Raw genomic sequence first — 14,862 nt, 5'->3', positions numbered from 1 at the left:
GGCAGACTTCTATCTTGCAAAGCTAGGGATGAAGTACGTAGGGGGTTGTAGAGGAATGTTTGAGGTGGTTATAGAAATATATCTACAAATAAATTTTTGATTACAATCGATTAATTTTTAATGCGCGTAGTAAATCCCTTGTCTACATGCCTATACGTAAACTTCAATAACAGGAATGACCGGCTTTCCCTAACATCATTTATACCAAAGTTTAGTGGAGTTGCGTGGTGTCGTATATAGCGATTTGCTTTTTAGGATTATATTGTGGAAAACTGCCGGGAGTTGTTATGATCGTGTTTACTAATTTCCCCATCTAAATCAAAAAACATTACACAGAAATGGCTTTTTTTGAGCTAACCTGTTAATAAATAATAATTTAAACATTGACGTTTCGTTTAAGCAACACTTAGCACGACAATTTATTTGTACTCAACAATACCACTTAATTTAATCAACATGCAATTACGATCCGGTACGAACCGATTTAAATACCTTTCATTTATTATCCTCTTTTCGTTTGTCATGCTTCAGTCCTGTAAGAAGGATGCAGGGGAGATGAGCCGGGAAGAACTTTCGCAGGAATTGAGTAAGGAGAAGTATTACAGCAAAATATTGGAATATGCTTCCGGTGCGGGAATCAAAACAGACAAGTTTTCTTCTGAGGAATCTGCCCGGGTTTTTGCATTACTTGAAGAAGTCGGTTTTGGCCATAAGCCTGCCATTCGTTATATTAACAAGAAAGTTACTGCAGATACCACCATTTTAAGGAAAGCAGCGGAGGATTTGTTAAATGGTACTGATGTTGCAAAGGTGATGGAATCTCTGGAACCTGAATATCCGGTTTATGGTAATCTTAAAAAACATTACACGCGCCTGATTGGAGAAAATAAAAAGGACAGTGCCGCCATTGTTGCTGAGTCTCTTAATGCATATAGATGGATTCACCGTCAGGCAAATGGTGCCCCGCGTATCGTGATGGTAAATATTCGCGGTGCCTATCTGACCGGTATGGATGCAACCGGAAAAGATCTGATCACGATGAGAACGATTGCCGGAAAAAGAGATACGCCAACACCAACGATTGATACCTACGCGACAAGTATTGTTACAAATCCGTATTGGAACGTTCCAAAAAGTATTGCCATCAAAGAGATTTTTCCAAAAGCAGCGAAAGATGCAGAATATCTTGTGAGAAATAAAATTGAGATCATTAAAGGAAAAGGGGAGGTAGTGGACCCCGATGATATCGACTGGGAAACAATGACTGCGGACGAATTCCCTTATCGTTTCCGACAGGAGACTGGTGGAGATAATTCCCTTGGATTGTTGAAAGTTGAGATTAAAAACCCGCTGGCTATTTATTTGCACGATACCAACGCGAGATATTTATTCGCCAGCGACAAGCGTTGGAGAAGTCACGGATGTGTGAGAGTGCAGCGTCCGACTGAGCTTGCCAATTTTATGGCAGGAGAACAATTGCTTGAAAACGATTCTCTTGCTGAGCCGGACACGGTCTCACTTCCTCCAAAATGGCATAAATTGAAAAAGAGAATTCCCGTTTTTCTTTTATACCTGGGTGCAGATTGTAACGAAAAAGGCGATTTACTTTACTTTGAAGACGTATATAAAAGAGATGCACCAAGTGCCTGACCTTTTTCTTTCATGAGATTAAGTCCTGCTAACAGTGATGATTTTTTGAAATAATTCTGATTTTGAGAATAAATGAACAGTCCTGCTCCGTTGTACATAAGCTGAATCAGTTTTTTATGATCAGCAATTGATACAGCGGGGCATCCTTGGCTTCTACCCAGACGACCTGTATTTTTAATAAAATCCTCGCTTACGTAGTCTGCACCGTGCATGACAATCGCACGTTCGAAAGCACGATCATTAATGCCTTTTTCAACGCCTTCAAGTCTCAATGAAAGGCCATGTTTACCCTGATAAGTGCCAAGCGTTTTATAAAATCCTAAACTCGATTGAAATGATGAATTATCGTTTGAAAAGTTCTTTGCATACTCCTGACCAGAGTTTCTTCCATGCGCCACAAAGGTGTTCAGCACCAACTTCTTTTCAAGAAAATCGATTACATATAACCGTTTCTTGCAGGAAGATTGGCTAAAATCAGCAATCGCCAGAATGTGTTTTCCAAGATTCATTTTTTTATAACCATACCACGCGTATTGGAAAGCTGCTTCAGATAATCCCTTGTTTTTCAGGTCTAAAGAATCATAAACGGCAATCCATTCTGGTGTTGTAACAGTGTCCTGACGGACAGATAATGTGTCTGAAGAAGCAGGACTGGTATTAAAAAGTGGATTTATTTTTTGAAAGCCAAAGGATACGCTAAGCGCAACAACCATTAATAAAACTACAACGTGTGCTTTTGTCATCTTGAATACTTAAGGTTTTTAAATAAGATTCAGTAAAGAGGACCGGGTGGATACTATTGATGAAAACGTAATAAGAGAAAAAAACTTGTATTCCGGCGTTTCTTCTCTTTTGTATCTGCGAGTTTAACTAACACTGCTTCGATTGAAAATGGTTCCAAAGGAAATATCAAATGCTTGAAAATCCGACAATTATGGAGTTTTTATGTCGATTATTAAAATTTTTTAGGAAAAACAGTTCCAAATGAAATTTTAATAAAAATATTTTCATCTTTTTGCGCATGTTTGTATTCTGATCTGCACACATAGTTTAAAAATTTCGTTATCTAGTCTCCGAATTTATAGTGAATAAGTTCCAAATTTAACCTTGCCACCTACTAAATCAGGATAGATTCCCCGGTCTATCAACGAGTAAATACTATGAATAAGTGCAAAATTTTAATTGTTGACAACAGTACGATCGTGAGGATTGGGCTGAGCCAAATTATCAATGGAAATTTCAATTGCGAAATATTGTCTGAGGAAAGTTCGTCACAGGGCGTTATTGATATTTTCCAGAAAAAAATTAAATTCGATATCGTCATCATCGGAACAATTTCAGAAGAAGTTGAAGATCTGATTAACGAGATCAAGGAAAATAACACCGATACGAGAATCCTGGTTTTTGCGAAAACCATGCATTATCCGCACGCCATGAGTTACCTGATCGCCGGTGCAAATGGATTTCTTACCCAGTCGGCTTCCGGAGAGGAGATAGCGGCAGCAGTTGGTAAAGTACTGAATCAGGAACGCTATCTGTGTATGGAATTGCTGGAGGCCATGGCGCAGGAGACTTTCCTGAGCAATGTGCACAGAAGAAAAAATTCTCCGCATAAAAGTAAGGAAACCACACATCATGCGCTGAATGACAAGTTATCAAGACGTCAGAAAGAAATTGTTGAATACCTTATTAAAGGTGAATCCTTATCGGCGATTGCCAATCATCTGGATATTAAGGTTTCCACCGTTGGAACGCACAAGTCAATTGTATTCGAAAAACTGGGCGTGAAAAATATTCTGGAACTGATCGAGATTTATTATGGTGAACTGATTGTATAAGTTTTCAATGGACCATTTTAATTTTCCGATGTAATGTGATGCCGTATTATTCTGGCATGATATTACTATACGTTATAGTTGGATTTACAAACGAACTATAACCGTTATTCAATGGAAAATGAAATTACCCCTACCAAAAAGAAGTGGTACAAATGGAGATTTATTGGTCTGGCTATCGTCGCCCTGGCCATTTTTGTTAAGTTTTTTGTGATGAAGGATGAGGAGGATGAAACGCTGGCGCCCATAGTTCTGGTTGATCTGAGTAAAGTTGCTTTCAAAAGTGAAAAGGAAGTGGAAGCTGTTTTAGGCAAGGGGACGCTGGACAGTTACTGGCGCGACGCAAAGGCAGGCTGTGATAAATGTCCTAAAATGATTTACAGAGAAGGGAAGATTGAGATCATTTATATCAATGAAATCGCAGACAGGATCACAATCACGGATCTTTCAGAATTTTCGTTCAAGCATCATGTAATTCTGGGTATGCTGAATTTAAAACGGGATATTGCACCGACCTTTGAAAACGATGATGTGATGCGCTGGGATAATTATGAGAAGTATACGGAAATTGCAGCTTTTGCAAAAAAAGATAAAGTCGATTATCTCCTGATTAAGAGTAAATCAAAATAATTAAAACAGTCCGGTGCTTTTCATAAGTACCGGATTTTTACTGTCATTTTAATTTTTTATCAAATTTTGCCATACTGACGAAATCTGGAATAATTGCAGTTACTTTTGTAATTCAATTCGACCGTTTCGTTATGTTTTCTTCAAAATATTATAAAAATGTAGCGCATTGCCTGGTTTTTGGCTCTTTGGTACTATCTTCCTGCGCCCGACAATTCTCTGTTTCCAGCAATCAATACAAGCAATATGCCGTTACACAGGAAACCGGCGTTGACTCCTCTGTTGTAAAATATTATCTGCCCTATAAAAAACAGATGGATTCTGAAATGAGCCGTGTCATCGGAAGAACGGAAAGGGAACTTACCAAACCATCCGATCCTGAAACACTTATGGGTGATTTCTTCTCCGATGCTATTTTAACAGAAGGATTAAAAAAAGATCCAACGATTCAACTGACACTGGCGACAAAAGGTGGTTTGAGAACAACATTTCCAAAGGGGAATATTACAGTTTCTCATGCATTTGAATTGATGCCCTTTGAAAATGAGTTGGTTGTGTTGAAATTGTCGGGTGCCAACATTCAAAAAGTAATCGATTTTATTGTGAAGTCTGATGGGCAGCCCGTGGCAGGAATCCGGATGAAAATTAAGGACAACAAAGCCTACGACGTGTTTATTGGCGGAAAACCTTTTGATATCAATCAAACTTATAATCTGCTCACCTACGATTATCTGGCTAACGGTGCGGAAGATCTGAGCTGTTTGGCAAACCCGATCGAAAGTAAGATTATTAATAAAAAAGTACGCGACGCCATTATTGATTACATCAGTGATTTGACGCGTGCGGGAAAAACTATAAATACGCAATTAGATGGAAGAATTACTGTTGTCAACGACTAGTCGCCGGGATTTTCTGAAAAGCGGCAGTGCGGCTGCTGCACTATTCGCATTAAGTGCATCTCCCTTTTTGGCTTTTGCCAGGGATGAAACGGTGCAGCTGACCATTTTGCATACCAATGATGTGCATAGCCGTATCGAACCTTTTCCGATGGACGGATCCAGAAATCAGGGATTGGGCGGAGTTGCCAGACGGGCGGCTCTGATCAAACAAATCAGAGCTGAGCAAAAGAACGTACTGCTGCTGGATGCAGGAGATATTTTTCAGGGAACTCCCTATTTTAACATGTTCGGAGGGGAACTGGAAATGAAGCTGATGAGTGACATGGGTTATGATGCAGGAACGATGGGTAACCACGATTTTGATAATGGAATTTCAGGATTTATAAAACAACTTCCACATGCGAATTTCCCTTTTCTTATCAGTAATTATGATTTTAAAAATACCGACCTGAAAGGAAAAACACAATCCTATAAAATTTTCAAAAAACAAGGCTTGAAAATAGGTGTTTTCGGTTTAGGGATAGAGCTGGCTGGTCTGGTTGATAAGAAAAATTATGGCGATGTTGTTTATCAGGATCCCATAACCAAAGCGAATGAAACGGCAGCAATTCTTAAAAATGATCTGCATTGCGACCTCGTGATCTGCCTTTCCCATTTAGGTTACAGATATAAGGAAAATAAGGTTTCCGATCAGATTTTGGCCAGTTCAACACGGAATATTGATCTGGTGATCGGAGGGCATACGCATACTTTTATGAAAGTACCGGAAGATATTAAAAATCTGGATGGCAAGATTACGACGATCAATCAGGTCGGTTTTGCCGGTATCAATCTGGGGAGGCTGGATTATTTCTTCCAAAAAGGAACAGGCAAAAAAATGATGACAGCAGCTGTTTGTCCGGTACACAATTATCTGCCTGCTTAAAATTAAATTATTGATATTTTATAAACAAAAAGGACTTGGTATGATTCGCACCAGGTCCTTTTTGTTTATAAATTTTATTCAACGCGACTGATTTGCATAATGGGCGTAACCGAGGTGAAGTTGGGGATATCGGCTATCAGAATTGGTCCTTGGGCATCCATACCGGTCTGCAATGAAACGAGATCGCTGAAAAATATTCCGCAGATCAATTCATAAGGTGGTTCTGAACCGGGAGCTGCGCCGGCAATTCCGACTTCAATATCCACTTTCACGAGACCATAAGGGCCAAGTAATTCTTTCACCAACGGCGTATGCGAATTAAGGTAATAGCCAATATTAAAATCATCTTCGGCAGCGCGCGGGTAAACAACAGTTATTTTGAACATGGGGGCTGTCAGTTAAGTGGTTATAAATTCAACTTTGAATATAAGCTTGAAAAAAACTTTTATACCTGTTTCCGGAACTTTGTTATTAATGAATAATCCCGCTTTCTGCGCCGGCTTCTACTTCAACTTGCTGAGAGATTGTACGCTTGCCAATCAGAAATACGCCAAGTGCGAGCAACGATGAACCTGCCATAGCGGAAGCCATCGGAAAAGTGGACGGCTCTTCAAAAAGGCTGATCACGACGGAAATTAAAGCACCCATACCCATCTGTATCGCTCCCATTAATGCAGAAGCGCTTCCTGCGTTTTTCGAGAACGGCGCAAGTGACAGTGCCGCAGCATTTGGATTTATTAATCCGATGCAGCAAAGGAAAAAGAATAATAAAATGATGGTAGGCGTTAGCGTTAGCAGTCCATTAAACGATGCAAAAGCCAATGTAAAACTTATTAACAATTGAAAAATCAGCGCGGTATTGATGATCTGTTCACTTTTATATTTTCTCAGCAATAAGGTATTTAACTGACTTGATCCGATAAACCCAACGGATAAAAATGCAAAAATCCAGCCGTAAACTTTTTCATCGGTATGGAAAACTTCCATGAAAACCAGCGGAGATCCGGAAACGTAAGCGAACAAACCAGAAAAGGCGATCGCGCCAGTCAGCGAATAGGTGTAAAATTGCGGCTCACGGATTACAGATAAAAAATTCAGGAGGATCGGTTTTGGTTTTAGTGATAGCGAAGTATCAGGTTTGAAGCTGTCCGGCAGCCATAATACTGTTGCCGTGAGAATCGCCACACCCATTCCGGTTAATATTAAAAATACAGTTTGCCAACCGAAAGCTGCCGTTACGTAGCCGCCAACCGTTGGGGCAATCATGGGTGAAGCACCTACGACAAGCATTAATAAAGAAAAAACTTTCGCGCTGTCTTTGACCGGAAATAAGTCCCTCACCATGGCGACCGAAGCCACCGCAGCTGCACAACTTCCGATTGCCTGGACGAACCGCATGACAATCAGCATATCAATACTCGTTGAAACGGCGCAACCCAGAGAAGCGAGAATGTAAACCGTTAACCCAATAAAAAGTGGTTTTTTTCTCCCAAAACGATCTAACAAAGGTCCATATAAAAGTTGTCCGGCAGAAATTCCAATGAAAAAGCCGGACAATGAAAGAGAAACTTTGGAAGCAGTTGTATGCAAGTCTTTCGCAATGGCCGGAAATCCGGGAAGATACATGTCAATTGAAAACGGGCCAAGTGCGGTGAGACTGCCGAGTATTAAAATTAAAAAGAAGTAAGTCCTGCTGGTCATTTTTAAAAATTAAATCAGTTTTGATTAACGTTGAAATGGTGAAGGTTAAATCCGGTATAAAATGATGCTACCTGAGTAGAGGGCGACGGAAAAATATCAGCTTATTGCTTGTAGTAATCGCCGATTCCGTTTACTGATAAGTACATCCCGCGGATCGAAACAGTTTCATTAATTTTCACAGATTTTCGGAAAATGTAGAAAACGAGTCCCTGAATCGTTGAAAGCTGTTCAAATAGTCTTCTAAGGTAAACAATAGCCAGACAAAGGCAATCAGGCTGATTACAGAAATTGAGGACTTGTGGAACGTGAATGATCTGCCTGACAAACCCTTTACCGAAAATGATCTGGCGGAAGTTTTGGAGCGGGAAATTTTATAGTTATTTTCACTGCAAGCAACCATTCGTCCGAAAATCCCATCTCGGATATAGCCATGAAAATCCTAAACATATATGCGTCACCGTTCTACTCTGATTGTTATACTTATCCTGTTGCTCACTGCAACAAGCTTTGCACAGACCGGAAATATTTCTACGGGATTAAAGGGAATTATTAAAACCCAGAAAGGAGAGCCGCTTCCTTTTGCAGCAATTGTTGTGAAAGGAACTGAGATCGGAACTATTTCAAACGAAGAGGGAAAATATCAGCTTGACCTGAAACCGGGATATTATGAAGTTATTTTCCAATACCTGGGATTTAAGACTGGCTTAAAAGCAATTACCATTGAAAACAAAATGGAAACTTTCGATCTGACAATGGAAGAACAGGCTTATAATCTGGGTGAGGTCAGAATTGGAAATAAAGGTGAAGATCCCGCGTATACGATTATGAGGAGAGCGATTGCTAAGAGCCGGTATCATTTTTTGCAGGTTGAAAGTTATACGGCCAAAGCTTACTCGAAATCCTCATTTGTCATTACGGATCTTCCTTTGGAGTTTTTATATAAAAAGGAATTAAAAGAAATGGAGAAGGAAACTAATTTCAAAAAAGGTGTTCCTATTCTAAATGAAATTGTTTCTGAAGTCACTTTTCGACAGCCCAATAATTACAAACAGCGGGTGATCGCAGCACGAAATAGTCAGGATAAAAATTTTGCAAGTGCGGATCAGTATTTTCTAACTAGTTTTTATCAACCCGAAGTGGTAAAAGCTGTTTCGCCTTTGTCACCGCGTGCGTTTACTTATTACAAATTTGAATACCAGGGCAGTTTCATTGAAAATGGTGTTGAGATAAATAAAATAAAAGTTACGCCGAGGTCTTATGGAGAAGGTGTTTACAAGGGGACGATCTACATTACTGAAAATCTATGGAGTATTTACAGCCTGAATCTTCAAACAGTTAATACCGGTTTTAATATTGAAATAAAACAAGTATACAGCCCGGTTCAAGGTGTCTGGATGCCCATTAACCAGCAGTTTCACGTCAATGGCGGTATTTATGGTATCAAAGGAAAAGGTGATCTGGTGATCTCGCAAACTTTTTCAAAATTAAAAATCAATCCCGCTTTTCAGGCTGACATTACCGTTGTCGATGGGAAAAAGGAAAAAGAAGAAGCTAGGAAAATTGGCTTGTCGAGCCGTGAGATAAAGAGTCAGAAACTGGACGAGGTTGTGAGCAAGCAGAAGGAGTTTTCAGCGAAAAACCTCAAAAAGCTCATGAAGGAATATGAGAAACAGGACCTTAAAAAGAAGGAAGAAAAAGGAGAAGATATTGATCTGAACTTTACCCGAAATGATTCAACTTCGGTGGATTCACTGGCCAACGTGCGAAGTATGGCTTTTTGGGATTCTATTCGTACGGTTCCGTTGACAGTTGCAGAGGTTAAAAGTTATACGCGTCTGGATAGTTTGGTCATTATCAATGAGGGTACGCAGGCGCAACGTGATAGTCTGAGAGTTTCGAAATCGGATACGACAGGAAAGAAAAACGGGGGTTCAAACTTTTTCGAAGATTTGCTCACCGGACATACTTTCCGGCTGGGAAAAAAAAGTCCCTGGCGACTGGAATATGTGAGTCCGCTATACGGTTTGCAAATGAATACGGTGGAAGGCTGGGTACTGAATGGCGGAGGTTTTAAACTAAAATATAAAAAAGGTGAGCAAAAGGAAAATTCAGATCAGTTGAATATTTCTAACAATGGTATCAAAAGAGTGACATACCGGGATCAGGGAAGCTGGACTTTCAGCGGGCTGACGCGTTATTCGTTTGCCAGAGAAAAATTGTTTGCGACGGGTGGGGTTGACTATAACTGGAAAAGAAATGTTATAAATCTTTCGGGGGGCAGAACAGTGTCCCAGTTTAATCCGGAAAACCCTATGCACCCGATCCTGAATAGTTTGACTACGTTATTTTTAGAACAGAATTTTATTAAAATTTATGAAAAAAACTTTGTTCGGCTGGACTTTAAAACGGACCAAAAAAATGACCATTTTGAGTTGAGAGCCAATGTCGAGTATGCCGACCGAAGTGCCCTTCAAAACAGAAATAATACCAATCCTTACCGCTGGATCGATTGGAAGAAAAGAACTTTTACTTCCAATATTCCATATAATGAAGAATTATCGGATGAATCTGGAACGTCATCTTTTGAAATGCAGGCGCATCAGGCACTGACAATAGGGTTGTCGGCTTATTATAAGCCATGGCAGAAATACAGGACCAAAAAAGGCGAGACAACATTTTATGAGGATGATTCTCCGAAAATTTCCGCGGCCTATCGCAAGGGAATTAATAATGCGTTTGGAAGCGATGTCGATTTTGACTTTGTTCAGGTAGGGATATCCCATGGATTTGATACCGGAATTCGTAGCAAATTAAGTTATAAAATAGCCGCGGGAGCCTTTTTGAATGATAATGCTGTTCAGTTTCCAGACTATCAGCATTTTGCAGGAAATCGGTTTTTTTTCCAGTACGGCGATCCGGTCGGGACTTTCCGGATGCTTGATTATTACCGTTATAGCACTGCCAAAAGGTTCGTCGAGGCACATGCATTGGCTGAACTTCGTAAATTTTTGTTGACGCAAATTACCTGGTTCCGGATTATGGGAATTAAGGAAAACTTCTTCGCGCACTATCTTGCAACACCTGACTCAAATAATTACGGAGAACTTGGCTATGCCCTCGACGTCGGAATCCGATTTCCTTTTCGCGTAGAAGTAGCAAACAGCTTTGAAGGATTTAAGTATAAAAATACCGTCTTCCGGATTGGAACGACGATGAATTTTTCTTTTGGGAAAAAGTAGAAACTAGAATTTAGTGTTATAAAATAAATTCTTCGAAATTGTCCCGATGAATAACTTTAAACGCACTTTGAGGATATGCGTCTGTGAATGTTTTTGAAATGGAAACTTTTGCATTTGGATTCCATTTGAACTCGTATGCATATAGTCTACCATCAGTGTCTTCGAGATAATCTATCTCGGTTTGCTGCTTGGTTCTCCAATAATAGTTGTTAGTCCAGATTCCGTGATAATTGATAAATTTAACACGTTCAGATATGATGAAATTTTCCCATAAGGCGCCAATGTCATCTCGGATTTCAGGTGGGCTAAAATTAGCAATTAGCGCATTTCTGATTCCGTTATCATAGAAGTAGATTTTTCGGCTGTTTTTTAATTCGTTACGCAAATTTCTATTAAAAGTGCCAAGTCTAAAAATTACGAAAACTTGTTCGAGTAAGTTTACATATTTTTCAATAGTCTTATTGTCGAGTCCACAAATTTGCCCTAATTCATTAAAAGAGACTTGTGATCCAACCTGAAAAGCCAGTGCTTTTAGCAATCTCAACAATTTATCAGGCTTTTGTATATTTTCCCATGTTAAAATATCTTTATACAGATAGCTATCAGTCAGTTGTTTGAGAATATCTTTTTCAGAACCCGGATTATTGACAATATCAGGGTAATATCCATAAATAAGCCTTTGAGGTAGAAGGCGTTTTTCTTCCATAAGCCCATGGTGATTAACCATCTCTTCAAAAGAAATAGGGAACATTTTGTATTCCCATTTGCGGCCGGTAAGAGGCTCGTTTATTTTATTTGCAAGTTCAAAAGCAGAACTTCCGGTAGCAACAAGTTGAACATTCTTAATATTGTCGGTAATCAATTTTAATTTCAGTCCAATGTCTGATATTCGTTGGGCTTCATCGATAATAATATTTTTATTGTTACCGAAAATATTTTTGAGACGTGAAGAAGTTATATTTTCAAATAGAGCCTGCACATCCGGTTCATCGCCGTTTAACCACATCGTGTCTTCTGCACGATCAAATACTTTGTGCAAAAGGGTAGTTTTGCCAACTTGTCTTGCGCCTAAAAGTATAATGGCCTTGCCATCACGAAGCTTGGACTGAATCGTTTGCTCGAGAGATCTTTGAATCATATCAGGACTATTCTAGTCCAAATATAGAACTTTTTGGGAATCCATTCCTAAAAAGTTATGACTTTTTAGGAATCCATTCCCAAAAAGTTAACTCCTTTGGTTACATTTTTTGAATAAACATCGTTTTCAGAACCATAACCGTTCTGTCCACTTTACCCTCGATTTCCTCGGCATCGTCAGTGAGACGAATATTTTTTACCACGGTTCCTCTCTTCAGAGTTGTTGAGGAACCTCTTACTTTAAGATCCTTTATCAGTTTTACCGAATCTCCTTCCGAGAGGAGCGTTCCGTTACCATCTTTAACTTCCATGAATTAACTTTTACTTATGAATAATTTTCAACTTGCGGCAAAGGTAGGAAAAAGGCTCAAAAATGCTTGGCCAAGCGATTTGAGGTTAACGAAAACTGATGAAAGTCATATTATTCAACACAAAAAAGCTGCTCCCATTTCTGAGAACAGCCAATAAGATAAAGTCGATTGAAATTTAATTAGGCATCCAACGCTTCGCGAAGCGCTTTCGCTGCAGCTGCCGGATCAGCGGCGCCATAGATGGCAGCACCTGCTACGGCAACTTTTGCACCCGATGCTTTCACGGCTGCAATGTTACTTAATTTCACACCACCGGCAATTGATACCGGAACACCTGCCCGGGATGCTTCGTCGATTAAAACCTGAATAGAATAACCAGGTTGTGCTTGCTCGTCAAGACCGGCGTGTAATTCAACGAATTCTGCTCCTAAAGCAATGACTTCCTGAGCGCGTTTTACACGATCTAAAACACCAATTGTATCCACAACAACTCCTTTTCCATGTTTTTTTGCTGATTTTATAGCACCAATAATGGTTGCATCTCCTGTTGCCCCTAAAATAGTTATCAAATCTGCGCCTGCACCAAATGCCATGTCTGCTTCCAGTTCGCCGGCATCAGCTGTTTTGAAATCTGCAAAAACAAGTTTGTCAGGAAAGGCTTTTTTCATTGCTGTGATCACAGCCAGTCCTTCACTTTTAATAAGAGGAGTTCCCAATTCAATAATATCAACATAAGGAGCAACTTTTGTTGCCAATGCGATTGCGTCTTCTGTTGTCAATAAGTCTATTGCGACTTGTAATTTTGCCATGATTGTGATTATTTATAATGTAAAATACTGGTATTCAATTAATTCTATTCCAGGTTCGCATGTCTTTTCCAAAGTTCTTCTGCGGGCGTTCCATCCAGCTTCCATAATGTCTGGATGATTGCATCGGTAAGCAGCAAAACCGATTGTTCGAATAAACTTCCTGCGTATTGTTTTGAAATTGTCGCACCGTGGTCCTGCTTTTGTGCGGCGGGAAGTATCGCAACATGGTTGGACAACGCCGCCAGCGGAGACTCTTTTGTGGTAGAGATCGAGATCACTTTCGCTTCAGCAGATACAGATTTCTCCGCGGCTTTGACGATACTGCTGGTCGTTCCGGTACCTGAGCCAGCAATTAACAAATCACCTTTTCTGATTGCTGGCGTTGTTGTTTCCCCAACAACAAAAACGGTAAACCCGAGATGCATAAGCCGCATTGCAGCCGCTTTTAAAGCTAGGCCGGTTCTTCCCGCTCCGACGACAAAGATGCGATCTGCATTCTGGATAAAAGGGACTATTTCTGCAATCTGACTGAAATTTATCTGACTCGTAAGTTTTTGATTTTCCAGAAGAATCATTTCCAGATTCGCCTGTATATCAGTTGCTAAATCAATATTTATTACTGAACTCATTATTTCACTTCCCATTTATTCAAATCATTAAAAATTCTCTATATCAAGAAAATCCCGTAAATCAAGATCACAAAGGTACTTGGAGGTTACAGGTCAGACGTTACACAATCAGCGCGACATGTTGGACTATTTGCTAATTATTTTAAAATCGATTGCATTATTTGCTAATTTTGGTGCCAGATTCGGAATGTACCACTTGGTCTGGCGATTTTGGTAATCATGTTATTGAAGGAAAATGGAAGAAAATAAGCTAAGTATAGAATTAAATAAGACACTCATCTATATAAGGAACCTCGATAATTGTCCACCCAGTTACCTGAACGATCCAAGCCGAAAGGAGTTTTTTGAGATTGTCTGGCTGAAAAATGAAAATGCCTTACATACTGTGAAAGGAGACGAATTATTGAAGGGTGACTGGATATACCTGATTCCTCCATACCGCGTTCATCAACTGAATAAAGCGGGTAAAAATGGAATTTTATTATCCTTCAAAAGAGATATTCTGGATGATGATGTAAAAGAATTTTTGCTCGATGTCTTTAAGATTTTTAATATACAGGGAGAGTTTTCATGTTTACAGATCAATGATGAAACAGCCGAACAATTAGGTAAAGTTTATGAATTACTCGAAGAGGAATATCAGCGGGAAAACAATAGCCTCGTTATCATCAAGGCACTTTTAAAGGTTTTTTTGCTGCAACTGGTACGGATAAAGGAGCATAGTTTTACTGTTCAGGATATTAATCAGAAGCGTGTTTACGAGTTTATGGTCTTGCTTGAAATGAATTATCAGCAGGTCAGAAATACTGATTTTTATGCAGGAAAAATAGGGATCAGCTCAAAGCGGCTGAATCAGATTTTAAAAGAGAAACTGGATAAGACCGGAATGCAGCTGATTCATGACCGGATCGTCCTTGAAGCCAAGAGGCAGATTATTCATAGCGAAAGTACAATCAAGGAGATTGCTTATGATTTGGGTTTTACGGACAGGCCCTATTTCAGCCGATTTTTTAAACAGCATACCGGCTTATCTCCCGAACAATTCCAGAACGAAGCCAAGGCGCATATTGTGACAAAATTTAATACTTTATTCTGAACGG

At 39.6% G+C, this 14,862-nt stretch carries 15 protein-coding genes; 8 read left to right on the top strand and 7 right to left on the bottom strand.

What is annotated here, in order from left to right; translation table 11 throughout:
- The first annotated feature begins 456 nt into the window (after positions 1 to 456).
- Entirely contained in the window at positions 457 to 1,650 is a 1,194-nt protein-coding gene (locus AC1XUO_RS04520; protein ID WP_483328561.1) for a L,D-transpeptidase family protein, read from the top strand.
- On the opposite strand, the gene AC1XUO_RS04515 is transcribed toward AC1XUO_RS04520, so the two are convergent.
- Positions 1,608 to 2,393 carry a murein L,D-transpeptidase catalytic domain family protein gene (locus AC1XUO_RS04515; protein ID WP_483328560.1) on the bottom strand — a complete coding sequence of 262 codons (786 nt, stop codon included), beginning with the start codon at positions 2,391 to 2,393 and terminating at the stop codon, positions 1,608 to 1,610. The genes AC1XUO_RS04520 and AC1XUO_RS04515 overlap by 43 nt on opposite strands.
- Before the next feature lie 417 nt (positions 2,394 to 2,810).
- Between AC1XUO_RS04515 and AC1XUO_RS04510 the strand changes: the two genes are divergently transcribed.
- From AC1XUO_RS04510 to AC1XUO_RS04495, 4 genes are all read left to right on the top strand, one after another.
- Complete coding sequence (locus AC1XUO_RS04510) at positions 2,811 to 3,488, top strand: LuxR C-terminal-related transcriptional regulator (protein ID WP_483328559.1); 678 nt, start codon at positions 2,811 to 2,813, stop codon at positions 3,486 to 3,488.
- Positions 3,489 to 3,599: 111 nt separating this feature from the next.
- Entirely contained in the window at positions 3,600 to 4,115 is a 516-nt protein-coding gene (locus AC1XUO_RS04505) for a hypothetical protein (RefSeq protein ID WP_483328558.1), read from the top strand.
- Between the two features lie 131 nt (positions 4,116 to 4,246).
- Positions 4,247 to 5,011, top strand: coding sequence for a 5'-nucleotidase C-terminal domain-containing protein (locus AC1XUO_RS04500; protein WP_483328557.1), 765 nt, complete (start codon positions 4,247 to 4,249; stop codon positions 5,009 to 5,011).
- Positions 4,983 to 5,936, top strand: coding sequence for a bifunctional metallophosphatase/5'-nucleotidase (locus AC1XUO_RS04495; protein WP_483328556.1), 954 nt, complete (start codon positions 4,983 to 4,985; stop codon positions 5,934 to 5,936). The genes AC1XUO_RS04500 and AC1XUO_RS04495 overlap by 29 nt, the downstream gene beginning before the upstream one ends.
- Positions 5,937 to 6,010: 74 nt before the next feature.
- On the opposite strand, the gene AC1XUO_RS04490 is transcribed toward AC1XUO_RS04495, so the two are convergent.
- Positions 6,011 to 6,322, bottom strand: coding sequence for an EthD family reductase (locus tag AC1XUO_RS04490; protein ID WP_483328555.1), 312 nt, complete (start codon positions 6,320 to 6,322; stop codon positions 6,011 to 6,013).
- 85 nt (positions 6,323 to 6,407) lie between these two features.
- Positions 6,408 to 7,637, bottom strand: a complete 1,230-nt coding sequence (locus AC1XUO_RS04485) for a multidrug effflux MFS transporter (protein ID WP_483328554.1) — start codon at positions 7,635 to 7,637, stop codon at positions 6,408 to 6,410.
- A gap of 449 nt (positions 7,638 to 8,086) precedes the next feature.
- Between AC1XUO_RS04485 and AC1XUO_RS04480 the strand changes: the two genes are divergently transcribed.
- Positions 8,087 to 10,876, top strand: a complete 2,790-nt coding sequence (locus AC1XUO_RS04480) for a DUF5686 and carboxypeptidase regulatory-like domain-containing protein (RefSeq protein ID WP_483328553.1) — start codon at positions 8,087 to 8,089, stop codon at positions 10,874 to 10,876.
- A 16-nt stretch (positions 10,877 to 10,892) separates the two neighbouring features.
- Here AC1XUO_RS04480 and AC1XUO_RS04475 read toward each other — a convergent pair whose 3' ends face one another.
- The gene (locus AC1XUO_RS04475; RefSeq protein WP_483328552.1) at positions 10,893 to 12,014 is read right to left on the bottom strand and encodes an ATP-binding protein; all 1,122 of its coding nucleotides are present in this window, start codon (positions 12,012 to 12,014) and stop codon (positions 10,893 to 10,895) included.
- Positions 12,015 to 12,114: 100 nt separating this feature from the next.
- Entirely contained in the window at positions 12,115 to 12,324 is a 210-nt protein-coding gene (locus tag AC1XUO_RS04470; protein WP_483328551.1) for an alkylphosphonate utilization protein, read from the bottom strand.
- A 16-nt stretch (positions 12,325 to 12,340) separates the two neighbouring features.
- Between AC1XUO_RS04470 and AC1XUO_RS04465 the strand changes: the two genes are divergently transcribed.
- On the top strand, positions 12,341 to 12,481 hold the full coding sequence (locus AC1XUO_RS04465; protein WP_483328550.1) for a hypothetical protein: 141 nt from the start codon (positions 12,341 to 12,343) through the stop codon (positions 12,479 to 12,481).
- A 22-nt stretch (positions 12,482 to 12,503) separates the two neighbouring features.
- On the opposite strand, the gene hxlA is transcribed toward AC1XUO_RS04465, so the two are convergent.
- The gene (hxlA, locus tag AC1XUO_RS04460; protein WP_483328549.1) at positions 12,504 to 13,133 is read right to left on the bottom strand and encodes a 3-hexulose-6-phosphate synthase; all 630 of its coding nucleotides are present in this window, start codon (positions 13,131 to 13,133) and stop codon (positions 12,504 to 12,506) included.
- Between the two features lie 44 nt (positions 13,134 to 13,177).
- Positions 13,178 to 13,762 (bottom strand): 6-phospho-3-hexuloisomerase, encoded by a 585-nt coding sequence (gene hxlB / locus AC1XUO_RS04455; protein ID WP_483328548.1) that lies wholly within the window; start codon positions 13,760 to 13,762, stop codon positions 13,178 to 13,180.
- Positions 13,763 to 13,997: 235 nt separating this feature from the next.
- Between hxlB and AC1XUO_RS04450 the strand changes: the two genes are divergently transcribed.
- Positions 13,998 to 14,858, top strand: coding sequence for a helix-turn-helix domain-containing protein (locus AC1XUO_RS04450; RefSeq protein WP_483328547.1), 861 nt, complete (start codon positions 13,998 to 14,000; stop codon positions 14,856 to 14,858).
- The last annotated feature ends 4 nt before the right edge of the window (positions 14,859 to 14,862 follow it).

This window comes from Dyadobacter sp. HNCC25DJ186 (assembly GCF_056895235.1).
The sequence above is the reverse complement of the archived record's forward strand: the minus strand, read 5'-3'. Positions and strand labels throughout refer to the sequence as shown.